26 protein-coding genes and 3 pseudogenes are annotated in these 21,688 nt (G+C 52.9%); 20 read left to right on the top strand and 9 right to left on the bottom strand.

The genetic code is table 11. The features are described from left to right. Window positions 1-134 precede the first annotated feature (134 nt). From ACZ3HG_RS01155 to ACZ3HG_RS01140, 4 genes are all read left to right on the top strand, one after another. Window positions 135-794, top strand: a complete 660-nt coding sequence (locus ACZ3HG_RS01155) for a TetR/AcrR family transcriptional regulator (RefSeq protein ID WP_465331486.1) — start codon at window positions 135-137, stop codon at window positions 792-794. A gap of 32 nt (window positions 795-826) precedes the next feature. After that, on the top strand, window positions 827-1,411 hold the full coding sequence (locus tag ACZ3HG_RS01150) for a TetR/AcrR family transcriptional regulator (RefSeq protein WP_244633730.1): 585 nt from the start codon (window positions 827-829) through the stop codon (window positions 1,409-1,411). Window positions 1,412-1,464: 53 nt separating this feature from the next. After that, window positions 1,465-2,568, top strand: a complete 1,104-nt coding sequence (locus ACZ3HG_RS01145; protein WP_465331484.1) for an alkene reductase — start codon at window positions 1,465-1,467, stop codon at window positions 2,566-2,568. Between the two features lie 127 nt (window positions 2,569-2,695). Further along, window positions 2,696-2,941, top strand: coding sequence for a hypothetical protein (locus tag ACZ3HG_RS01140; protein WP_191934902.1), 246 nt, complete (start codon window positions 2,696-2,698; stop codon window positions 2,939-2,941). Here ACZ3HG_RS01140 and ACZ3HG_RS01135 read toward each other — a convergent pair. Then, window positions 2,914-3,747 carry a hypothetical protein gene (locus ACZ3HG_RS01135; protein ID WP_465331482.1) on the bottom strand — a complete coding sequence of 278 codons (834 nt, stop codon included), beginning with the start codon at window positions 3,745-3,747 and terminating at the stop codon, window positions 2,914-2,916. The genes ACZ3HG_RS01140 and ACZ3HG_RS01135 overlap by 28 nt on opposite strands. 109 nt (window positions 3,748-3,856) lie before the next feature. Beyond that, window positions 3,857-4,267, bottom strand: coding sequence for an ASCH domain-containing protein (locus ACZ3HG_RS01130; protein WP_191934955.1), 411 nt, complete (start codon window positions 4,265-4,267; stop codon window positions 3,857-3,859). A gap of 226 nt (window positions 4,268-4,493) precedes the next feature. Between ACZ3HG_RS01130 and ACZ3HG_RS01125 the strand changes: the two genes are divergently transcribed. The 5 genes and pseudogenes from ACZ3HG_RS01125 to ACZ3HG_RS01105 all read left to right on the top strand — a co-directional run bounded on the left by ACZ3HG_RS01125 (window position 4,494) and on the right by ACZ3HG_RS01105 (window position 7,140). Beyond that, on the top strand, window positions 4,494-5,012 hold the full coding sequence (locus ACZ3HG_RS01125) for a GNAT family N-acetyltransferase (RefSeq protein WP_191934904.1): 519 nt from the start codon (window positions 4,494-4,496) through the stop codon (window positions 5,010-5,012). Window positions 5,013-5,141: 129 nt separating this feature from the next. Continuing rightward, window positions 5,142-5,678: a GNAT family N-acetyltransferase gene (locus ACZ3HG_RS01120; RefSeq protein ID WP_191934905.1), complete on the top strand. Its 537-nt coding sequence runs from the start codon at window positions 5,142-5,144 to the stop codon at window positions 5,676-5,678. 135 nt (window positions 5,679-5,813) lie between these two features. After that, window positions 5,814-6,020: pseudogene (locus ACZ3HG_RS01115) on the top strand (site-specific integrase); the annotation flags it as partial. 124 nt (window positions 6,021-6,144) lie between these two features. Then, complete coding sequence (locus tag ACZ3HG_RS01110) at window positions 6,145-6,522, top strand: RidA family protein (protein WP_191934906.1); 378 nt, start codon at window positions 6,145-6,147, stop codon at window positions 6,520-6,522. A 234-nt stretch (window positions 6,523-6,756) separates the two neighbouring features. After that, window positions 6,757-7,140 carry a SecDF P1 head subdomain-containing protein gene (locus tag ACZ3HG_RS01105; protein ID WP_465331479.1) on the top strand — a complete coding sequence of 128 codons (384 nt, stop codon included), beginning with the start codon at window positions 6,757-6,759 and terminating at the stop codon, window positions 7,138-7,140. A 131-nt stretch (window positions 7,141-7,271) separates the two neighbouring features. On the opposite strand, the pseudogene ACZ3HG_RS01100 reads toward ACZ3HG_RS01105, so the two are convergent. Beyond that, window positions 7,272-7,520: pseudogene (locus ACZ3HG_RS01100) on the bottom strand (TetR/AcrR family transcriptional regulator); the annotation flags it as partial. On the opposite strand from ACZ3HG_RS01100, the pseudogene ACZ3HG_RS01095 reads away from it, so the two are divergent. Both ACZ3HG_RS01095 and ACZ3HG_RS01090 read left to right on the top strand, forming a co-directional pair. Further along, window positions 7,513-8,652 (top strand): annotated as a pseudogene (locus ACZ3HG_RS01095) (MFS transporter); the annotation flags it as partial. The pseudogenes ACZ3HG_RS01100 and ACZ3HG_RS01095 overlap by 8 nt on opposite strands. A 187-nt stretch (window positions 8,653-8,839) precedes the next feature. Further along, complete coding sequence (locus ACZ3HG_RS01090) at window positions 8,840-9,391, top strand: chorismate mutase (RefSeq protein WP_191934909.1); 552 nt, start codon at window positions 8,840-8,842, stop codon at window positions 9,389-9,391. A gap of 58 nt (window positions 9,392-9,449) precedes the next feature. Here the strand turns inward: ACZ3HG_RS01090 and ACZ3HG_RS01085 are convergent, their stop codons facing one another. Continuing rightward, window positions 9,450-9,974: a carboxymuconolactone decarboxylase family protein gene (locus ACZ3HG_RS01085; protein WP_191934957.1), complete on the bottom strand. Its 525-nt coding sequence runs from the start codon at window positions 9,972-9,974 to the stop codon at window positions 9,450-9,452. Between the two features lie 16 nt (window positions 9,975-9,990). After that, complete coding sequence (locus ACZ3HG_RS01080; RefSeq protein ID WP_465331476.1) at window positions 9,991-10,761, bottom strand: cyclase family protein; 771 nt, start codon at window positions 10,759-10,761, stop codon at window positions 9,991-9,993. 243 nt (window positions 10,762-11,004) lie between these two features. Here ACZ3HG_RS01080 and ACZ3HG_RS01075 point away from each other — a divergent pair, with 243 nt between their 5' ends. Then, on the top strand, window positions 11,005-11,664 hold the full coding sequence (locus ACZ3HG_RS01075; protein WP_244636320.1) for an AraC family transcriptional regulator: 660 nt from the start codon (window positions 11,005-11,007) through the stop codon (window positions 11,662-11,664). A gap of 20 nt (window positions 11,665-11,684) precedes the next feature. Here the strand turns inward: ACZ3HG_RS01075 and ACZ3HG_RS01070 are convergent, their stop codons facing one another. Beyond that, window positions 11,685-12,887 carry a diguanylate phosphodiesterase gene (locus tag ACZ3HG_RS01070; protein ID WP_465331473.1) on the bottom strand — a complete coding sequence of 401 codons (1,203 nt, stop codon included), beginning with the start codon at window positions 12,885-12,887 and terminating at the stop codon, window positions 11,685-11,687. A gap of 266 nt (window positions 12,888-13,153) precedes the next feature. Here ACZ3HG_RS01070 and ACZ3HG_RS01065 point away from each other — a divergent pair, with 266 nt between their 5' ends. The 5 genes from ACZ3HG_RS01065 (at window position 13,154) to ACZ3HG_RS01045 (ending at window position 16,313) form a co-directional block, all read left to right on the top strand. Then, window positions 13,154-13,582, top strand: a complete 429-nt coding sequence (locus ACZ3HG_RS01065; RefSeq protein WP_465331471.1) for a type II toxin-antitoxin system HicB family antitoxin — start codon at window positions 13,154-13,156, stop codon at window positions 13,580-13,582. 369 nt (window positions 13,583-13,951) lie between these two features. Continuing rightward, window positions 13,952-14,689, top strand: coding sequence for an MtnX-like HAD-IB family phosphatase (locus tag ACZ3HG_RS01060; protein WP_191934912.1), 738 nt, complete (start codon window positions 13,952-13,954; stop codon window positions 14,687-14,689). Further along, window positions 14,682-15,554, top strand: coding sequence for an alpha/beta hydrolase (locus ACZ3HG_RS01055; protein WP_465331469.1), 873 nt, complete (start codon window positions 14,682-14,684; stop codon window positions 15,552-15,554). Before ACZ3HG_RS01060 ends, ACZ3HG_RS01055 begins: the two co-directional genes overlap by 8 nt. 13 nt (window positions 15,555-15,567) lie before the next feature. After that, window positions 15,568-15,924 carry a DMT family transporter gene (locus ACZ3HG_RS01050; protein ID WP_465331467.1) on the top strand — a complete coding sequence of 119 codons (357 nt, stop codon included), beginning with the start codon at window positions 15,568-15,570 and terminating at the stop codon, window positions 15,922-15,924. Continuing rightward, on the top strand, window positions 15,921-16,313 hold the full coding sequence (locus ACZ3HG_RS01045; RefSeq protein ID WP_199771349.1) for a DMT family transporter: 393 nt from the start codon (window positions 15,921-15,923) through the stop codon (window positions 16,311-16,313). The genes ACZ3HG_RS01050 and ACZ3HG_RS01045 overlap by 4 nt, the downstream gene beginning before the upstream one ends. 63 nt (window positions 16,314-16,376) lie before the next feature. Here ACZ3HG_RS01045 and ACZ3HG_RS01040 read toward each other — a convergent pair whose 3' ends face one another. After that, a complete protein-coding gene (locus ACZ3HG_RS01040; protein WP_465331465.1) occupies window positions 16,377-17,756 on the bottom strand; it encodes an aspartate aminotransferase family protein in 1,380 nt (459 codons plus the stop codon). 136 nt (window positions 17,757-17,892) lie between these two features. After that, a complete protein-coding gene (locus ACZ3HG_RS01035; RefSeq protein WP_191934916.1) occupies window positions 17,893-18,117 on the bottom strand; it encodes a hypothetical protein in 225 nt (74 codons plus the stop codon). A 365-nt stretch (window positions 18,118-18,482) separates the two neighbouring features. Here ACZ3HG_RS01035 and ACZ3HG_RS01030 point away from each other — a divergent pair, with 365 nt between their 5' ends. Together ACZ3HG_RS01030 and ACZ3HG_RS01025 are read left to right on the top strand one after the other, a co-directional pair. Next, window positions 18,483-18,938: a DUF5680 domain-containing protein gene (locus tag ACZ3HG_RS01030; RefSeq protein ID WP_244633733.1), complete on the top strand. Its 456-nt coding sequence runs from the start codon at window positions 18,483-18,485 to the stop codon at window positions 18,936-18,938. A 140-nt stretch (window positions 18,939-19,078) separates the two neighbouring features. Continuing rightward, window positions 19,079-20,086 (top strand): YiiG family protein, encoded by a 1,008-nt coding sequence (locus ACZ3HG_RS01025; RefSeq protein ID WP_465331463.1) that lies wholly within the window; start codon window positions 19,079-19,081, stop codon window positions 20,084-20,086. A gap of 67 nt (window positions 20,087-20,153) precedes the next feature. Here ACZ3HG_RS01025 and ACZ3HG_RS01020 read toward each other — a convergent pair whose 3' ends face one another. Continuing rightward, window positions 20,154-20,390 carry a YgdI/YgdR family lipoprotein gene (locus ACZ3HG_RS01020; RefSeq protein ID WP_191934917.1) on the bottom strand — a complete coding sequence of 79 codons (237 nt, stop codon included), beginning with the start codon at window positions 20,388-20,390 and terminating at the stop codon, window positions 20,154-20,156. 612 nt (window positions 20,391-21,002) lie between these two features. On the opposite strand from ACZ3HG_RS01020, the gene ACZ3HG_RS01015 reads away from it, so the two are divergent. Then, on the top strand, window positions 21,003-21,386 hold the full coding sequence (locus ACZ3HG_RS01015) for a YgiW/YdeI family stress tolerance OB fold protein (protein ID WP_465331461.1): 384 nt from the start codon (window positions 21,003-21,005) through the stop codon (window positions 21,384-21,386). Window positions 21,387-21,688: the final 302 nt, after the last annotated feature.

Genomic DNA, 21,688 nt, shown 5'->3' with positions numbered 1-21,688 from the left:
ATCTGCAGATAAAATTCAGGGATGAGATAAGGCCTGCCGTATTGTTACCTGAATTTTTTAGTGACCACTATGTAATGTTATTATTGTATAGTGATCGCTATGTAAAGTGTCAAGCAATGATTGGAAACCTCGTTATGAAAACTCATGATCGGCCTGAAGCCAGGGAAAAGCCCAAAGGCCGGCCGCGCAGTTTTGACCGTGATAAGGCACTGCTGAAGGCGCTGCACCTTTTCTGGCGCAAAGGTTTTGAGCCGGCATCGGTTGCCGAGCTTTGCGCCGCAATGGAGATCAACCCGCCCAGCCTCTATTCCGCCTTCGGCAATAAGGCCAGGCTGTTTCTGGAAGCCGTGAATTACTACGAGCGGGTTTACTGGCAGGCCACCTGGGCGCGGCTTGAAGAGGCGCAGGACATCGTGGGGGCAATTGACCGCTTCTTCAGTGAAGCAGCAGACATCCTGCTTTCTCCCTCAGCACCGTGCGGCTGTATGGTGGTACTGGCGGCGATCAATGTCTCCGCCGAGTCGGATGATGTGGTCAGGGCAGTCAGCCTTCTCAGGCAGGAGGGAAAAGATCTGTTTGAACAACGGCTGGTCAGAGCAGTGCAGGAAAAGCAGCTGCCTGAGGAAACCCAGACCGCCGCGCTGGCGACTGTTCTCAACACCCTGCTGGAGGGCATGTCGATTGAGGCAAAAGACGGTGCCACACCTCAGAGTCTGAGGTTGATCGGCCAGCATGCCGTCAGGCTGCTGCAGCCGTTCAGTCCTGATCGCACAAAATGCGACAACCAAAACTAGACGACCGGTCAGTTTTTAAATAGAGTACAGGCATGATAAAAAAACACGCGACAGATATGCGCCAGCACATCATTGATGTGGCACGGGCGATTATGACGCACAAAGGCTACAGCGCCGTCGGGCTTTCCGAAATAGTCCAGGCGGCCGGTATTCCCAAGGGCTCTTTTTACTACTACTTCAGATCCAAGGAAGAGTTTGCAGAAGCGCTGCTCGAGCACTACTTCAGCCACTATCTGCAGGAGGTAGGCAACCAGCTGAACGGTACCGGAACGGCGAGAGAGCGGCTGTTGCGCTACTTCACCTTCTGGAAGACCACTCAGGGCGCAGACCTGCCGGAAAGCAAATGCCTGGTGGTCAAGCTCGGGGCGGAAGTCTGCGATCGGTACGACAGCATGCGAAACGTGCTGGCGACCGGCACGCAGGCGATCATACAAAAAATCGCGGACTGTATACGGCTGGGGCAGGAAGACGGCTCACTGCCTGCGGTGAGCAATGCCGGTGAGCTGGCTGAAGAACTTTATCAGCTGTGGCTTGGTGCCTCCCTGATGGCGAAAATCCATGATCCGGACAGTGCCTTTGGCAAAGCAATGAATGCAACAACACGGCTGCTCGGGTAGCCGTTTTTTTTTACCTAATAACTAGACGACCGGTCAACTAATTAGAGGTTTACATGACTGACAACACTATTCGTACCGATTTATTTTCACCCGTCACGATGGGCAGTCTTCAGCTGGCTAACCGCATTGTGATGGCGCCCGTTACCCGCAGCCGTTACGGTGAGGATGGCGTGCCTGACGAACTGCATGCGACCTACTATGCGCAGCGCGCCGGCGCGGGTCTGATTATTTCAGAAGCGACCAATATCTCGGCTCAGGGCCGCGGCTATGCCGCCACGCCCGGGATCTGGAATGAAGAGCAGGTCACCGGATGGAAAAAAGTGACTGACGCAGTCCACGCTCAGGGCGGAAAAATAGTGTGCCAGCTGTGGCACGTTGGCCGTTTTTCAAGCGTGGAACTGCAGCCTGACGGTGCGCGCCCGGTTGCCCCGTCTGCCATCAAAGCAGAGGGCAAGACCTACACCGTGAACGGCTTTGTTCCGGTTTCCACGCCGCGCGCGCTCGAAACAGATGAAATTCCCGGGATCATTGAGCAGTACAAACACGCGGCAGAAAACGCCCTGCACGCCGGATTTGACGGCGTTGAAGTACACTCAGCCAACAGTTACCTGCTCGATCAGTTCCTGCGCGATTCCACTAACCACCGCACCGATGCCTGGGGCGGTTCTATTGAAAACCGGGCCCGCCTGACGCTGGAAGTCACTGAAGCGATCGTCAGCATCTGGGGCAATGAACGTGTTGGCATCCGCCTGTCACCGGTGACCCCTGACGCGGGTAATACCCCGCCGGACAGCAACGTCATGGCGATGTATGGCTATCTGATCCAGCAGCTGAATCGCTTTAATCTGGCGTATCTGCACTTCGTTGAGGGGGCAACGGCCACCTCGCGCGACGTGCCTGCCGATGTAGATATGGATGCGCTGAGCGCGCAGTTCACAGGTCCGTTTATCGGCAACAACAACTATGACCTTGAGATGGCCATCAGCCGCCGGAACGCGGGGATTATTGATGCCGTCGCCTTTGGCCGCCTGTTTATTTCCAACCCGGATCTGGTGAAGCGCCTACGTTACGGTGCCGCACTGACCCTTGCGCCAAAAGAAACGTATTACGGCGGCGGGGCTCAGGGCTACACCGACTGGCCGCAAGGTAATTACTGATAATCAAAACCGGCGCGGCTCCTCCCGCCGTCTGCACCGGCATTACGGGTAACAAGCCATTTCGTCGCCTTTACCTTTGTGCGCCCGCTCCTGATCTCAGTGTCAGAATTTGATACACAGGGGATAGGTGCCCTCCTGTTCGCCTACGGTATCGCTGGCGTTGCAGGTCACTTTCACCGCAGCACGCTATACGATATTCACCCTGATAGTGATGGCGGCAGGGCTGATGTTAACGCCGTTACTGTTTATTACCGCCGGGCAATTGGTCACGGGGGGAAGTGATGTGCTCATCTTCTGGGGGCTGGCGGCAGCCACGTTAATTTTGGCCGTGGCTGCTGGCCTGAATCAGCAGCGCAACCATTCGCCGAAGTGAAGGCGCACAGCGTCCCTGTCATAGCGATCTTCCCCACGCCATGCAGCGGCCGCCGCCGACCAGTCGCTCTTGCCGTGAACCGGGCGGTCGAATGATGCGGGCCTGAGCACGTCCAGGCTGGCCAGGATATTGATGATGGTACGTCGCTCGTTCTTTGACGATTTAACGGCGGCCGCCAGTCGCTTTTCGAGCGTACCGGCATGATCGCCCGGCTGGCTTGATGCGATCGTCGAGAGGATGCGCTCAAGGATCACGATGTCCTCATCCGTCGGGTCGGGAATGTCGGCAGCGTCCAGCGCCTGCAGATCGAACCATGTGTAGATCAGTTGGCCGTGACGGACACCGCCCCACTTCAGTCGTTCGAAATTGAGGATGTTGAGGTCCTCATTCCTGTACCGTTCAGCACCAATCGTCAGCCCGGGGACGACGTCCCGGCACACGGAGCATGTATGGCTCGTGTTGCATATGGCACCGTCCGGGCTAAAACTTTGCCCGCTGACCACCGGCGTGTATTGATGTGGGCTCATTTGACGGGCGAGATGGTATGAGGCGACGCCTGACCGCCAGTCGAGTCTTTTTGTGGACAGGCTGGACAGAAAAGCGTGCGACGCTTTGGTGGGCGGCATCCGTTTCACTATTGCCAGAATTGTTTGCAGACCATCGTCGTGGGTCACGTTGACCGGATCGAACATCACTCCCCGGGCCCTGGCATAAACAAAGTCTTCGGGATCGGTCTTGTATTCAGAGAGCCAGCCGCTGCTGCCCCAATACGTTTTAAAGAGGATGTTCCTGGCTTTCTTATCCATAATGGCTTCCAAAAAGTGTATCGTCGGGCCTGCACCTGCCCACCAGAGCAAAGGGGGGCTCACCTCAGAGACAAGGGCGGGACACCTGTTTTTTTTAAGTGGGTCAGGTTCACAGAACCTCAACCACCTCGAATTCTTCGGTGATCAGCTCCATATCATCAGCAAAATAACCTTCCCGGGTAAAAAATCGCTGATGCTCTTTTCGCCAGTATTCGAGGCTTAAATCGCCCTCGCCCTCTTTTCGGGCAAACGCCCCGGTGACATCACAAAAACGCACCAGCCGCATCGAAACCAATCGGATAACGCATACCGGTACATCCTGACCATCAAGGATGATGTTATAACTCCCTATCCTCGGGGCGGGTTCTTCCTGCTGATAAGAGGCAAAAGATCCACATGAGGCTGTTTTGATCCCTTTTGTAATAAGGGTGGCGAGTTCGTCGGCCAGTTCAGGACTGTCACCCATTTGCCAGCTATTCGCGCCGGGATATTTCGCCTTTACTTCATCAATCGTATCCATTAAAAGCCTTTTATAATTTAAATCAACACGTTGAACAATATCGGACATGCCCGAATATTATCAGTAATGCTTTTATGTTAATCATAGTTTGCTTCACGATCATAGCTGATATGCGCTCTCTAAACGCAGCTTTGTGCCCGGCGTGGACGTTGTTGACATCGTGCCAGATTGATTTATGGGGAGAGGTTCACCGAAAGTAATGCCTTCAAGTAAAAAGGATGGTCAGATGAATTTAGAAACTACGCGTTTAAGGCTTGAACCCTATCATGATTCACACTACGAAGGCTTAAGGCTGATGGATAACAATTCCGGTGTGATGCGGTATATCAGCAAGGGTATTGTTAAAACCCCAGAAGAGACCTGGGAAAGTATCAGGCGTGTTCAGGCCCGATGGCAGAAATATGGGTTTTCGTGGTGGGCTATCAAAGAGAAGGCTTCCGGGGCCGTTGTTGGGGCAGCATGCCTCCAATACCTGGCAAACGTTGAGGGTGCCCCCTTAGAGATTGGCTGGCGGCTCATCCCAGAACAGAATGGTAAAGGCTATGCAACAGAAGCGGCTAAAGCGATTATTGATTTCGCGGCAGAGCAGAGAGGCGCAACGTATTTAGTGGCTGTTGCTGACCCTGAAAATGCGCCCTCTCAGCGAGTGATGCAGCGATTAGGCATGACTTACAAAGCAATAGAACAGCATTACGATGTGCCCTGCGTAGTTTATGAACTTAGCATTCAGCGCGCTCAATCGTAATGGGGATGTGTACACAACGTCCGCTATGTGCCAGAAGCGGACGTTACTCCCGTTATATGAATTTTGGAAAAAGAGCTGTGCAAGGTGGTCAATATTAGCCAAACTCTGGCGCTAAGATAAGGAGAAATAATGATGACACAGCAAGCACCTCAACTTGAAACAGAACGCCTGATTTTAAAGCAATTTACACTTGATGATTTCCCGGCGCTCAGAGAATGCTGGGCGACGCCTGAAATGGCGAAGATTAATGGCGGAGAAAATCCAACGGCTGAAATGGTATGGACCCGCTTATTACGTTATATCGGGCACTGGCAGGCGTTAGGGTATGGCTACTGGGCAGTGTTTGAAAAAAAGACAGGCCGTTATGCTGGTGCGTTTGGATTTCAGGATGCGCATCGTGATATCTCGCCTGAGTTGCAATACCCTGAAGCTGGATGGACGTTGATTCCAGAAGTTCGTGGCAACGGTTATGCGTCTGAAGCACTGACCGCAATTTTACTATGGGCCGACAGGACATTCTCCTCGCCAGTGTGCTGTATTATTGATGAAGAAAACAAACGTTCAAATTATTTAGCTGAACGCTTTGGTTTCCAGTTTCAAACTCATGTTAACTATCGTGGTAAGCAGGTACGCATGCTTGTACGCGAGCAAGCAGCCAGACCATAACCCCCCATTTCAACTTGTTCATTTGATCAGACCGCCTTTGAAAAGCCCGTCGTTTGCCAGGAATAAATTATTGATTTTAATAAATAAAATTAAATATACATCACATCAGCACTGCACATCTTGCCAACATCGCTAACCCGACAATACAATCGCATTTTTCATGGACCGGCAGCAAAGTCTGGCCCCGAAGATTCGCTGTGCAGCACACCTTCCATAAGAAGAACAAAACCTCACCTGCTTTATAAGAAAACCAAGAATCACCGGCTGCTCCAGCTTCTGTTGGGCTATAAGAAACTGGAAAGCACAGTCCGTTATCCGGGCATTGCAGTCTACGATTTTTTGGGCTGTCACAGCAGCCCTGCGCCAGAAGCGGACATGGCATACTTTACGATACGCCAATCAACGTTGAGCATTCACAGTGGAGTGGTAGAATTGTGGCGTGTTCCCTTTCAAAAAGGCCATCGGCATGAGTCATCTGGTAAGAAAAAATTACAGTGCGTTAGGTGAAGTAAAAGCGCCGTACGTCCATTCAGTAAAGCATGGCAACACGCTCTATATTTCCGGCCTGACCGCGTTTGGCACAGCGGCACAGCATGAAGGTATTGTTGAGCAGGCTGAAGAAATATTCAGCCAAATCAGGAAAATTGCCAGCACAGAAGAGATAGATTTTTCAGCACTGATCAAAGTGACTATATTCATCACCTCTTTTGAGGAGATAAACGGGCTACGCAACGTGCTGTACCGAAATTACGGTGATCACCTGCCCGCCAGCTCGCTCGTGGAAGTCAGCCGCCTCTTCTCACCTGACCTCTCGATAGAAATTGAGGCTATATTCGGCCTTTGATTGATTGCTCATCGCCGGATAATGATAACTGTTCGGATCGAACGCCATTTTATCAAACCTTCTCTAAGACATAATGTCCGCTCTTCGCTCTAAGCGGACATTACGGCAGGTGTATACCTGCTTTGTGCCAGGAACTGATGTTGCTGAAATTGCGATATGCTAATTTATGGGAAGCAGATTGGCTGCCTTTCATTAGGATTAATTAATAATTTTATAAAAAACAAGGAGATGATGATGTATATCAAAGCTGGAGCGTTGTTAATCGTAGCACTCATCCCATTGACATCGGTTGCAGCAAAAGGCGATTTTGATTTTTCGATCTCAGGGGAAAAGACGTCCTTCAACTCTGGATGTGTAGAGTCCATTGAATATGTTGAGGCAGATGAAGTGGACAATGAGAATATCATCATGAAATTCACTGATGAATGTGGGAAGAAATTATCGACCATGACCCGGCAGAACATCGGAAAGCAGATGACCATTGCCTATGACGGTAACAAACTTACCTCCGCTATTATTGCCTCGCGCCTGAGCACGAGTTTCAGAATCTCCGCAAAAGGAATACCCAGGGTGCTGTTGATGAAAATATTTAATGATTATGGAACAGTTATTCAGTGACTGGGACAGACACATCGTCTAAAAGGCACCAGGAAATTTAACGTCCACTCTGCGATCAACGCGGGTCAACACGCCTTGATGATCGCTTGTCGCCAGTCGCGGCCCCCTCCCCGTGCATGTCAGCCTGATTTTCAGCCAGTCCGTCGCAATCCGCGAAGTAGCAGGTTCAGCGCGGTAATGCCCTGTGTCAGCTTCGTATTGCTCTCATCACCGTCAGCAATCCAGAATGCCGCTTCTGCCAGACTCCCGTAAATCAGAGAGGCCAATCCCTCTGGGTCGACATCTTCCACCACACCTTGCTGAACCAGATCGTGAATCAGGCCCCGCATGGACGCCAGGCAATGACGCTGTGATTCAGGGGAAGCCCCCCCCTGGACCGCGGTTTTCGCCGTTGGTCTGGCGACGTTCTCTGTGGTGACAACAGAAATGCTCCCGGTGGGTTTGCTGACCGCCATCGCCGGTACGCTCAACATGACCACAGGAAGCGCAGGTCTGATGATCTCCCTGCCCGCCTTGCTGGCCGCTTTATTTGCGCCATTCGTCGTCATTGCATCGGGTGGAACAGATCGCCGGTGGATACTGTGTGGCCTGCTGGCGTTGCTGGTTGTGGCAAACCTTACCTCCGCGCTGGCACCTAATCTGATGGTGATGCTCGCCGCCCGCATCCTGCTCGGCTTCTGCATGGGTGGGATATGGGCCATCGCGGGGGGGCTTGCTTCGCGTCTGGTTCCGGAAAAGGCTATTGGCCTGGCAACCGCCATCATCTTCGGTGGTGTTGCTGCTGCATCGGTATTGGGCGTTCCCCTGGGGGCGTTTATTGGCGATGTTATTGGCTGGCGCTGGGCATTTGGCATCATGACCCTTTTCAGCGCACTGGTGCTGGCACTCCACCTTGCGGTGATTCCGTCATTACCCGTTACAGGTTCGGCTAACCTTAGCCAGTTCATTGCTCTGCTTGGCAACCGCAAAATACAAGCGGGCGTGTTCCTGACCTTACTACTCGTAACAAGCCATTTCGTTGCCTTTACCTTTGTGCGCCCGCTCCTGATCTCAGTGTCAGAATTTGATACGCAGGGGATAGGTGCCATCCTGTTCGCCTACGGTATCGCTGGCGTTGCAGGTAACTTTCTGGCGGGTATCACCGCAGCACGCTATACGATATTTACCCTGATAGTGATGGCGGCAGGGCTGGTATTAACGCCGTTACTGTTTATTACCGCCGGGCAATCGGTCACGGGGGGAAGTGGTGTGGTCATCTTCTGGGGGCTGGCTTACGGTGGGCTTTCGGTCGGACTGATGACCTGGATGATGAAAGCCGCCGCCCGCGCCGTGGAGATTGCCGCTGCGCTGTATGTCGGGGTATTCAATGCCGGGATTGCGCTGGGAGCCTGGATCGGAGGGCAGATCGTCGATAGATTGGCTCTGACAGATACACTCTGGCTGGCCTGTGGGCTGGCGGCGGCCGCGTTACTTCTGGCCGTGGCTGCTGGCCTGAATCGGGGAAATACGTAACCTCCCTGCCAGGGATCAAGGAGACAGCGCCTGGCCCCGGGGCTTTCTTATAAAAGTGATGCAATCCGGTTAACTTTCAGCCGATTCTGAGGATAACCAGGACAACCGGCAATGAAACTGTCACCAACCGGTACTATTCATCGTGTAAGCTGAACGCTCTGAATCCATCACCGATAAAGAGAGATCTATGCCCTACCTCCTTCTGTTAATCACATCGTTAATGATGGCCGGATCTGTTTTTGCGGCCTCCTCAACCGCCAGTGCCATGTCTTCGCTGACGTCGGCGATGAATCAGCGCATGCTGGATATGAAAGAGGTGGCCAGCTACAAAGCCACTCACCACCTGCCCGTTGAGGATCGGGGCAGGGAAGAAAAAGTTCTGTCGCTTGCTCAGAAACAGGCGGAGGCCGCCCAGCTGGATCCGGCCTCGGTGATGCCTTTTATTCAGGCGCAAATGGATGTCGCCAAAGCCATTCAGTATCGTTATTTCGCAGACTGGTTATCTCAGCCGGGCTCTGCCACCCCGTCCCGAAGCCTGGAGGAGGTCAGAACGTCGATCTCCGTTCAGGATAAACGCATACTGGAGGCGATTGCGCAGCGTCTGCTGGCCGGGGGGTTTAGCGGTGAAGATCGGGCCGAAATTGCCACGTTACTGCATGCCCCCCACCTGACCAATGCCGATAAAGCGCGGCTGACTGACGCACTTGTCTTGATTCGACGCAGCAGTAAAGCCGCCTGACAGAGAGCGGGCGTGGCCGGCAAGCGCGTCCCACGGGCCCGCGCTTGCCGTGACCTGCCTACACGGACATCCGATCCCAGGGGGTGGCCTTGTCGTCCAGATCAATCTCCAGCGTCTCAAGGAATCGCGCCGTCATCATATAATGTCCAATCAGCAGCGTCAGTTCAGCGAGCTGCGTGTCGTCATAGTATTCCGCCACGGAACGGAACGTGCTGGCGGAAACTTTCACCTGGTTAACACACTCATCGACAAAACTGAGAATGGCACTGTTTCTCTGACCGTTCACCACCCCGCGTTCAATATTATGAATCTCTTCCTCACTCCAGCCCGCTTTTAACGCTAACGGATAGTGCTGCATACGCTCGTAGGCGCTATGGCTCAGCGCGCCGACACGCATAATCACCATCTCGCGATCTTTGTCCTCCAGTTTCCCGGCAGGAAAAGACGCGCCGAGGGAAAGATATCCCCGGGCAGAGGACGTCGTTCTTAATAATCCCAGCGTCAGATTGGCCGGAAAGCGGGCGTACTGTTCCCGCTCAGCAGCGGTTAAACGTTCCATGCTGAATAAGGTAATACGTGACATCATTTTCTCCCTGACATTAGATAATAGCGATGGTCCGCGTCCAGCCTGCGGACGCTTTATACACCTTGACCGGTAAACTGATTACGGTGAAACCTCGCGCCGGCAGCCGATCGAGGTTAGCCAGTTTTTCAATCTGACAGTAAGGCCGGACGCTACCCGCAAAATGCCCCTCCCAGATCAGAGAAACATCCCGCGTCTGGCGAACGGTTTCCGCCGTATGGCAGAAAGGCGCATCCCAGCTCCATGCGTCCGTGCCCACCACGCGAACCCCGCATCCGGTCAGAAACAACGTTGCTTCTCTTCCCATCCCACAGCCTGATGACAGGAAGTCAGGCTGGCCATAGCGCCCTCCTGCGGCAGTATTCACCAGCACGATATCCCCTGCGCTCAGGACGTGTCCGATGTGGTTCAGCGCCATCCTGATATCCTGGGCGGTGACCACATAACCGTCAGGAAAGTGCCGGAAATCAAGCTTCACACCGGGACCGATGCACCACTCCAGCGGGATCTCATCAATGGTTTTAGACGCCGTGCCATCCTCCATATGCGAGTGATAATGGTAAGGGGCATCCATGTGCGTCCCGGCATGCGTACTCATGCGGACAAACTCAACCGCCCACCCTTCGTGATGCGGCAGGTCGCCGGGCTGCACTCCCGTGAACGAGGCGGCCAGCTGAACCGCACCGGCCTGGTGATCCACATAGTCAATTTCCGGCAGAAACATCGGTGGGTCAGAATGAATTCCGCTCATCAGCGGCACAGAAAGATCAATCATTTTTCCAGACACAGGTTTCTCCTCGTGGATAAATAAAACTTACCCGTACAGGATAACGCCGGGCATATTTTGATAAATGCCGTAAGCAGGACGGCCTGTTATGATTAGCGGCCATTTTATTCATCACAGCGGGAGACCAGCGTGGATACGGAGTCATTATTTTCCGGGATGCTACCGAAAACAATCTGGTTTCGCCGCAAATACTGGCCTGCGGGAACCTTATTTCCTGAAAGAAGCCTTCCGTGGGGAAAGGTGATGTATTCCGTTAGCGGGGTGGCCGAAATACAGGCTTCATCATCCGTCTATCTGTCCACCACGGAATATGCGCTGTGGCTGCCACCGCAGACAACACATCAGTCCGTGGCGAAAACAGATATACACTATATTATCGTGAATATTGCGCCGCCTTTATGTTTGTCATTACCTGAAAGGGCGACCGCACTTAAACTGAACCTGGTTACCCGCGCTATTCTTCACGACTTTTCTCTGCGGGAGATCGGGCATCCGGTTAGCCGGGCAGACCGTTCGCTGGTGAAAGTGTTTATTGAGCAGCTGGCCCTGTGCGAGGCCTTTACCTGCTATCTGCCCATGGGGTCGGGAGAGGATGGGCTGGTGGCGCTGATGACCGCCGAAATGAATCAGGATGGCAGTCCGCTTTTGTCCCTGAAGCAGTGGTCACAGAGGCTGGGCCTGAGCGAACGGGCGCTCTCCCGGCGCTTTTCTCAGGCCACGGGTATTGCCTTCAACGAGTGGAAACTGAGAAAAAAAGTCATTCTAGCCCTCCGTCTGCTGCAGGAGGGCCGAAGTGTAAAATATGTCTCTGCACAGCTGGATTACAACGACCCCTCGGCCTTTATTGCCATGTTTCGCCACAGGATGGGCGTCACACCGGCAGACTTTATCAGGCCCTGGTGAACGCAGATGATAACACCGGCTTACACCGGCTCAGGCCAGGCCACCGGGTTCAATCCGTTAAGCTCAGGCGGGGCGAAAAGATCGCCCTGAAAACTGCTGACGCCAGCCGCTTCCAGCCACATCCACTCTTCAGGTTTACTGACGCCAGAGGCGGTCACCGCGATCTCCAGCGCCTGGCAGCTGCGCAGCAGTCCCTGAATAATCGCCTGTTTCGGACCGCTGGCGTGAACATCACGCACCAGTTCAGCATCAATTTTAATTCTCTCAGGCTGCAGGCGGGCAAGCATCTGCAGGCCGCCCGCACCGGAGCCAAAATCATTGATAGCCAGACGCATTCCGGCCGAACGGAGCGCCCTGATGGCGACGGACAGCGCGGCCGTATCAGTGACCACTTCGTTCTCGGTGATCCCCACCACGATTTGTTCCGGTATCAGCCCGTGCCGTTTCGCCGCACTGAGTAAAGTATCGGTGGCTCCGGGCTCGGTCACCAGCGCCAGTGACGAGACGTTCACGCACAGGCTTTGGCTGCCAAGCCCGAGCGATTTTGCCAGACGGAATGCCGTCTCCTTTGAGGCGATATCCGCCTGGCACATGGCTTCAGCCGTCATGCCTGAAAAATAGCGTTCTGCACCGTCGCCAGCCGGAGTCCGCAGCCGGGCTTCGACATCTGTCACTCGCTGCGAGAGCGGGTCGGCCACCGGCTGGAAAGCAAACGTGTGGTCTTCCGCAGACTCAGCGGGAAGTCTTAACACTTCGCCTTCGCTGACAAACTTCCACGACCCTTCAGGTGGTAATTCGAAGTAGTTTTCCCTTTCATGCGAACAGACGAACGTCCGCAGAAAGTGCAAAGCACGGTCGTGATAATTGAGCTGATGAAGCGAGGTCCCGCGCTCGAGCACCGCCTGAAGCACGTCGCCACGGAAATTTTCCCGCAAATCGAAGAGTTCCATGCCCGTATTGCCAAAGCGTCTTGACGGCGCATAATCACGCATCAGCTCGACCACATTGTGATGGCGACCGTCCGTACAGATGCCCTCGAACAGGTGGATAACTGCCTGCTCTGGCCCTTCAAGAAGCTGGAAGAAATGTGTCCCGTTGAACAGTAAGATCCCGGTAATATCCAGTGACTGATTGACCTTATTAGCCTTGAAAACCATGGATTCAATGTCTTTATGGGGAAAATTTTCTGCAACGTGGCTACGGTAAACGAGGGTGAATAGCATGTACGCGGTTCCGTCTGAGGGTGCTGGTAACGTGTGATGTCAAAATCAGAGGTCATCATGAATACCATGACGAAAGTTATCAAGCTGCGAACGTAAGAGGCAGTTGTGGCGCTGATTTTATTATCAGAGAGAATAGTCACGTATGGTAGGAAAGCAAGGTATATTGTTTTAAACGTTCCACTTATCTGCACACAGCATCAGTATTTTTACTCACAACGCTGGCGCTAAGTTAACAGCCCTTTCGGGCGCAAACCAACAGGCATTCTATGTTCAATTATCCGGCTTCATTTTTCTGTGACGAAGAAAGCGATACCTATGAAATCCGCTTTCGGGATTTCGACACATCAGACGCAGTGGCCTTCACAGAGGAAGATATTGAGCTTGAAGCAAGCGAGGCATTAACGGCAGCCATCGGTGACATTATTGATGCACGCCTGCCCCTCCCCACCCCCTCCGCCGCCGTCGAGGGCGAGTTTATCGTTCATCTTCCCGTTCTGACCTGCCTGAAAGCGGCATTACACAACGCCATGATCCAGACCGGCACCCGCAAAGCTGACCTTGCGCGAAAGCTCAGCATGAAGGGAGCGCAGATAGACAGGCTGTTAGATGTGGAGCACGCCTCGAAGATTGAGACATTAGAACAGGCGCTCTATTTACTGGGCTGGAACGTGTCGGTCAGCGTTACCCCGATATAACCTGAGCAGCACAGAGACGGGGTTGGCCACGAAATAAATGTCGCCCCGAGATTACAGACAGCCCGTCATGGACGATTTTAACAAACACGCCTTCTATTTTCTGACGCCGCCGCAATACCGAAGCCCGCTTAATTAATCAGGCACTCCGTTCTTCACAATAAATGCCACCGCCACGAAAAACGTTTATATCAGGCAATGACGAGGCGAAAAAATGCTATTTCATCACCCGATGAATCCCCTGCCATGAAATAGCCTGCGTGGGTTTCTATTGTTGACTCTTCATTTATCACCCGCCCCTTAACATGCAGTGAGTTTTCATTTCGATGACGACGTTTGCTTACGATCCTGTGCTGATAAATAGGTGTATGTATGACGACCAGGCTTTCTCACGAGGATAATGGTGCCCTGCCCTGGACCATTTTATGTGATTTCGACGGAACGGTTAGCCCTGAAGATATTACGGACACCCTGCTGGAACGCTTCGCGCTGCCCGGCTGGGAAAAACTGGAACAGCAGTGGCTGACAGGGGAAACCGGCTCAGCGGAGTGTATGTCCGGGCAGATTGCCCTGCTGGATATGTCACGGCAGGAGCTGGATAGCTGCCTGAGCACTATCCGCATCGATCCCGCTTTTAAACATTTTGTCGCCGTAGCCCGGCGCTGTGCGGTTCCGCTGACCGTGGTGAGTGACGGGCTGGATTACGCTATTCAGCATATTCTCGACCGTCACGAACTGGGTCATTTAACGGTCATCGCTAACCATCTGGAGCAGCAGAGCGAGCGCCGCTGGCGGCTTCACCTCCCCTGGGCCGCCCCTGACTGCCGACGCGCCAGCGGCGTCTGCAAGTGTGCCGTGGCTAAAACCGTTACGGGCCGCGTCCTGATGGTGGGTGACGGGCGCTCTGATTTTTGCGTCGCGGGCCAGGCTGACCACGTGCTGGCAAAAGGGACGTTAATTGATGAGTGCCGCCGCCAGGGCATTGCCTGTACGCCGTTTCACGATTTCAGTGATGCCGTTCCCGCGCTGTCACGCTGGCTGCAGACGACTGGCAGCGACAGCGGATACCGCGCCTTTAATCCGCTGATGCCGTGGAGAACGCATGACTGAGCAACATGGCTTTCTGCTGCCCGGTACCAGCAAGACCGGCGTGCTGCTGATCCACGGCCTGACCGGCACGCCAAATGAAATGCGCGGCGTGGCGCGTGAACTGAACCAGGCAGGCCATACCGTTTGTGCCGTACAGCTGGCGGGCCACTGCGGCAGCATTGACGATCTTATCGCCACTCGCTGGCAGGACTGGTATCAGAGCGTCATTAATGCGGCTCACAAGCTGCGGCAGCAGGTGGACTGCCTGGTGGTAGGCGGGCTGTCAATGGGGGCCGTGCTGGCGCTAAAATATGCCTCTGAATTTCCGGTAAACGGCGTGCTGGCCTACAGCGCGACGTTCCGCTATGACGGCTGGAGCATCCCTGTCATTTCACGCTGGGCCGCCCCCTGCCTGTTGCCGCTCGCCGCGTTCCTCCATCTGGGCCGTCACCGCATGTTCAACGAAAAAGAACCTTACGGTGTCTGTAATGAAGTTCTGCGACGCCGCATCGCCAAAAGCATGCAGGAGGAGGACAGCGCGGTCGCCGGGCTGCCGGGAAATCCGTGGCCCTCACTGAATGAAATGATGGCCCTGTCGCGCAGCGTTCGCCGGGCGCTTCCGCAGGTTGTCGCGCCCTGTCTCGTACTTCACGCTGAAAATGACGATATCGCTCACCGCCGCAATGCGCTGTTGATCCGCGATCGGGTCAGCGGACAGGTGGATCTGACGCTGTTAAAGAACAGCTATCACATGATCACCATCGATAACGACCGCGCAGAACTGATCGCCCGCACGCTCAGATTTATTCAGCGGCAGACCGACACCCAGAACATCCGCAGGCCAGCCCCCTTATCGCTACAGACCACCGTCGGTACTCCGGCGTAATGCGCCTGATAACATGAGTCAACTGGTGCTGCTGTTATGGCTATTGAACGTGCTGGTCGATACCGGCGGCCAGCTGTGCTTTAAAGCCGCCTCGCACAACAGCGCCCGCTTTAGCGGCCTCGCCTTCTGGCGTCATATGGTCGGCCATGGCTGGATCTGGCTGGGCGCAAGCTGTTACGTGCTGCAGTTTATCCTCTGGCTGGCTTTTTTAACGCTGGTGCCGCTGTCCCTCGGCGTTATGCTGGGAGCCATCAATGTGGTGGTGATTATGGTTGCGGGCCGGATGTGGTTTAAGGAGCGCTTAAGTCCATGGCGCTTAACCGGGATACTGCTGATCGCGCTGGGCGTACTGGCCGTAGGAACAGGATGATGAAACACGTTTACCTGCTGGGTTTTTTAGCCCTGATGGTGTTTGATACGCTGGCACAGGTGGGTTTCAAGTACACGGCGATCGCCGCTTCTCCGCTGACGCTGGATGCGGCATGGCTGTACCGCCTCTTTACGCAGGTCTGGCTCTATATTGCCTTTGCGGGCTATGCGGGCGCTTTCTATACCTGGATGACACTGCTCAGAAAGGTCCCCGTCGGCCCTGCGTTTGCTGCATCACATCTTGATATTGTTTCCGTGACGCTGATATCGGTGTGGCTGTTTAACGATCGCCTCACGCTGAGCAAAACCCTCGGCGGCGTGCTGATCCTGTTGGGTATCCTGTGTCTGGCAAAAGACGCAGCGGCCCGGTCACGGCCCACTGCCAGCTGATGCAGGAGGACGTTCCCGGGCAGCAGCAGTCAATGCGCCCGGTGAGCATCGGGCGCAGGGGTTTTACAGCGCTTTTTTAGCCCGCACCAGCAGCTGATCCAGCAGTTCAATCGCCTGATGAATTTCAGCACGACTGATCTCCAGTGAAGGCGCGAAGGTGATCACATTTTTATAGTAGCCCCCCACATCCAGTACCAGGCCCGTTTTCTGGCCCTGATAATCCAGCGTACCTGACAGCCCGATATCCACCATCTTGTCCAGCAGCGCTTTGTTCGGGGTAAACCCATCTGCGGTACAGAGTTCAGCACGCAGCGCCAGACCCAGCCCGTCCACGTCACCGATTTCCGGATGACGCAGCTGCAGTGACTTCAGTCCGTCAAGGAAGCAGGCCCCGCTTTCCATAACCTGTTTCTCGTAGTCTTTTTCCGCCAGCATCTGCATCACCTCTAGTCCGACGGCGGTTCCCAGAGGATTAGAAGCAAAGGTCGAGTGCGTTGATCCTACGGGGAAGGTGACGGGATTAATCATCTCCTCACGCGCCCAGATACCGGCCAGCGGGTTCAGGCCGTTGGTTAATGCCTTACCAAACACCAGGACATCGGGCGTGATGCCAAAATGCTCGACTGACCACAGTTTACCGGTACGATAAAAGCCCATCTGGATTTCATCGACCACCAGCAGGATCCCGTGCTCGTCGAGCACCTTTTTAAGTCCTTTATAGTAGTTGCGTGGTGGGATCACATAGCCACCGGTTCCCTGCACCGGCTCGATATAAAAAGCGGAAAACTCAGACTGGCTGGCCTTAGGATCCCATACGCCGTGATACTCGTTTTCAAACAGGCGTGCAAAGTCGGCAATCAGCTTTTCGCCATACTCTTCTGCCGTCATGCCTTTCTGCCGCCGGAAGGGATATGGGAAAGGAATAAACTGGGCACGCTCACCAAAATGACCAAAACGACGTCGGTAGCGATAACTGGAGGTAATGGACGATGCGCCGAGGCTACGGCCATGGTAACCCCCTTCAAAGGCAAACATCCGGCTTTTACCGTTGCAGTAGTTGCGCACCAGTTTCAGAGAATCATCAACGGACTGTGAGCCCCCCACGTTATAGTGAACGCGTCCGGACAGACCAAACTTACGCGCCATATCCTGCGCGATGACTTTACTGAGTTCAACCTTGGTCGGATGCAGGTACTGGCTGGCAATCTGCGGCAGCACGTCAATCTGCCGTTTCAGCACATTGTCCAGCCGGGGGTTGGCATAGCCAAAATTAACCGCGGAATACCACATCTGAAGATCCAGATACGGCGTTCCCTCCGCATCAAAGAGATAGCTCCCCTTGCAGCTGTTAAATATTTTTGGCGTCGTGACATAATGCACCGTATCACCATGGGAACAGTATTTCGCTTCATCAGCTAATAGTTTTTCTTCATACGGGGTCATAAAGAGTCCTTCCTTTGGATTGACGAGGAGAGCTGATATTATCAGCAGGCTCCGATCGGATGACCGCCCTTTTATGGCTGAAATAACCTTAACGTTGATATGTTATATGAATCGTTTATTTATTCGGGTCATCATTTCAATCATTCATCAACACTATTCTGTTAATCTGCCATGCCGCTGAAATCAGCACGAATATACCTACACTGTTTATTTTTATATCTGGCATAGCCGTCTTAGCCATCGTCACGCCTCTGCCAATCAGCGCTGTCGGGTGACGCCAGCGTCCTGAACCTGTTCGCCATTCCCCGCCCTCTGCTTGCCACCAGAAAAGGGATATATTCGCCCGGCTTTTTACCGTCATATCACCCCTGATTTAAATCAAATTGATAATAAACAGGCAAATGTTACATATTGCATTGAAAAACCCGAAAAGATTTAACGCTTTTACACAACAGAACACCCTCACTTAAGGGAAATAATCAGGCCATAAGCAGAAAAATATCCATAAAATCGACTGAAATAACCCTCTACGACAGGATGCCGTGAACGATCGTTTTGTTTCAGTCAGCGACAGGAAATCCGCCGTCAGGGGATGCCAATTTAACGGTAACAAATTAAAATCCCTCTCTCACTCACAGCGAGCCTTTACCGCCAGAGCGAGAGGGGAACACCCGCCTTAGCGAGGTTTTATCGCGGCACCGTTCATTTAAAGATAAGGAAGGTTAAATGAAAAAGTTTTTGATAGAGGCAAACCGTTTTCTGTTCAGCTACCCGGAAAAACTTATCATTAAAGACTCTGCTTATAATGATATGCAGCTGATTGAGTATCACAGTAACAGTTACTCATACCGAAATTACTTTACCGAAAGGCGAAATATTTACGGCCAGATAATCATTTCTAAAAATAAAACGCCCGTATGGTGTATGCAGTTCCAGGGCGGCGTTGTCAGCGAGCACCTGGATGAAAGAACGGCCCGCCACCTTAAATATATTGCCAGAAAAAACCGCAGCCTCTCAGATGAGCGCTACCCTGTACGCGGCCCCCGGGAAACAATATTCGATGACCTGCATTATCAGAATGATATATTTGGTGACCTGACACGCTTTCAGGGGCAGGAAATTATTCAGAAAGAGGGTCAGACCTTGTTTATGATGAAGCTGTCAGGCGGCGAATTAAAATGACCGGGAAGAAAACGTTCTTGCCCGCCTGAGGGTTCCCTCAGCCGAAAGATAAAAGGTTCTTTTGTGAGTAAATCCGCTAAGCTTTAGGTGATTTTTAAGATGGTAACCTTTTGATTACGTTCACTGACTAAGGAGCGGGTGTGTTTCAGAAAGCAAGAAAGACGGTATTGCGTGGGATGTTAACGACGGCACTTTTGCTGCCATTAGCCGGCTGTGACCAGAGTGAAACCACAGAAGAAAAGCCGGTGCAACCCGCCGGGACTGCGGCCTTTAAGGAAGATGCCAACGCGCAGCTGGCGACCAAGTTAAACGCCTATGTGAGCTGCTTCAATACCGCCGATGGCGCGGCCCGTAACAGCGCGCAGCGCTATGTCAGCTGGATCCATGACCTGGATAAGGGCCCCACAGGTAAAGAACGCACCGTCAACGTGCCGGGCGATCTGACCGCTTACGAGCTGGACAGCTGCACCAAAGCCATTGGCGAGGCCTCGCGGGCCAAACCCGCCCTGCCGGCGCTGGACACCGCTGCGGTACAGTACCTGTCAGAACTCACCGCACTGGTACCACTGGTCTCGCAGGCTCATCAATATTACAGCCAGGAAGACTACAAGGACGACGGCTTCGCCAGGGGCAAGCAAATGCACCAGCCGCTGATGATGGCCTACGGGCGCTTTATCAAGTCCAGCGACGTCTACGGTGACGAAGTGGAAAAGGAAACGGTCAGGCTGACTGATGCACAGCTTATTGAGATTGAAAAAACACAGGGACGACACTCACCCTACTTCCGTCTGGCATTAGTCAGCCAGGGGAAACTGTTAGCCGCCCAGCTCAGCGCTGATGCTCCCGATGTGACCGCGGCAACGAAGGCAATCGACGCCTACGGTGCGCTGGTAGAGGAGTCAGCCAGCGCCACCGCCAGCGAGCCCGGCAAACCGGTGAGCTGGTCAGTCTTCCAGACCAGCGCCAGCACGTTCCTGAAAGACTGCAAAGACAGGATGCGGCGCGTGCGCGACAAAACACCTTACAGTCACGGCGAGCAGGGGCTGATGGAAAACAATGGCAGCAGCGCGGGCTGGACGGTCACCGGTTCACCGATGCGGGTACTGAAATCCTACAACGACCTGGTTGAAGCCAGTAATCGACTGTAATCCGGCGGGCCATCCTTCCCTCAGCGATGGCCGAAACAGGCAGCTATGCACAATGGCTGCCTTCCCCCTATTTTTCGACAATTTCCTTCACATCTTTCTGATGAATTTGATGGGTGTTACCGTCAGTATCTTTATACGAGATCAGGCCGGTATCTTTATCTTTAACGGGTTTGCCATGCGTCGTGACCATGTGCCCGTCATCCGTTGAAATAACATAATCACTTGAACAGGCGGTCATAGCCAGAACCGCTGACATAATAATACCGGCTAACGTGCATTTTTTGACTGATACGGACAGCTTCATAATTATTTCTCTTCTTTATTTGCGTTTCGACAGTATAAACAGGTGACGTATCTTGGTCCTTCAACCTTAAACAGAAACGCAATGAGCAACTCAGAAGATCCGCAACAAATGTTAAATTTGATTTATATCATTTAATCGTCAATAAGCCAGTGAAGAGGAAAACACCTTTTGGCGATTCAATTACTGCAATTTTCTGATGTCTTTTTTACTGACCACGCCCCCAATAAAAAAAATCAATATTTTCAATTTATTATAAATAAAACAATGAAATCTCAGCAGGCAACCTTACTCTGACGGGAGAGAGTGATGGGATACTTCCCCCGATTGTTCGGCGCTTAATCCAGCCCGTTCCTGGTGACAAGGCCGATTCAGAAAGGGATGACAAAAAAGCCTAAAAAATAAACAAAAATCACCTTTCAGTTCGGTGTTTTGGTTCTTATTGTTCCACAAAGCGTTTTGACATCCTTTCCCGCCGCACTTTGCTCAAAATGTTAAAAAACGGCATCCTGAACCGCAGCAACTGAATTTAAAAAAAGCATCACAGCCTTTAAGATTACGTTAAGAACTTTCCTGTAATTTACCCAGACACGAATTTTACAAGGAAATGAAATCATGAAAAAAGCAATTTTAATTACCCTATTGGCTGGCCTTTCATTCGGCGTTGCCGCACAGCAGCAAGGTTTCATTACTCCTGAAGGACAGGGCTATTCTCAGGGCGGTTTTAAAGGCCCTACACCGGGTTTATCTTCCGTTGCAGAGGCTAAAACGTTACGTGATGATGCCTGGTTGGTTCTTGAAGGTAATATCATCAGGCAGGTGGGCCATGAACTTTATGAGTTCAGTGACAGCACCGGCACCATTAATGTGGATATCGATGATAAGCGCTGGCAGGGTCAGGCCGCCTCACCGGGAAGCAAGATCCGAATTGAGGGTGAAATCGATAAAGACTGGAACAGCGTTGAGATTGATGTAAAAAATCTTCGCGTCCTGAAGTAACCTGCCACACAACGACTTACCCCGGCAGCGGTCAGGAGACGGTAAAACATTGTTTTACCCGAGGCCGCTGGTATGGATGACGCGTCATGTTGTCCTGCCCTTGATTTTCGCCTGTCGAACGGTCCTGATATTGCGCTATGACTCACGACAATCACCGGGTTCTTATACGCAAAAAAGGGTCTTAATACGCAGGATTTACTGAGCCATAAAAATCAGCAGCAGACCGATAAAGACCCTGATGACAGGAGTTAAGATGGGACGGTTGTAGCGGGATAAATTTAGTGGTTTCTTTATACAGCTTT

The sequence above is a fragment of the Erwinia sp. PME.40.26/001 genome (assembly GCF_055556675.1).
The sequence above is the reverse complement of the archived record's forward strand: the minus strand, read 5'-3'. Positions and strand labels throughout refer to the sequence as shown.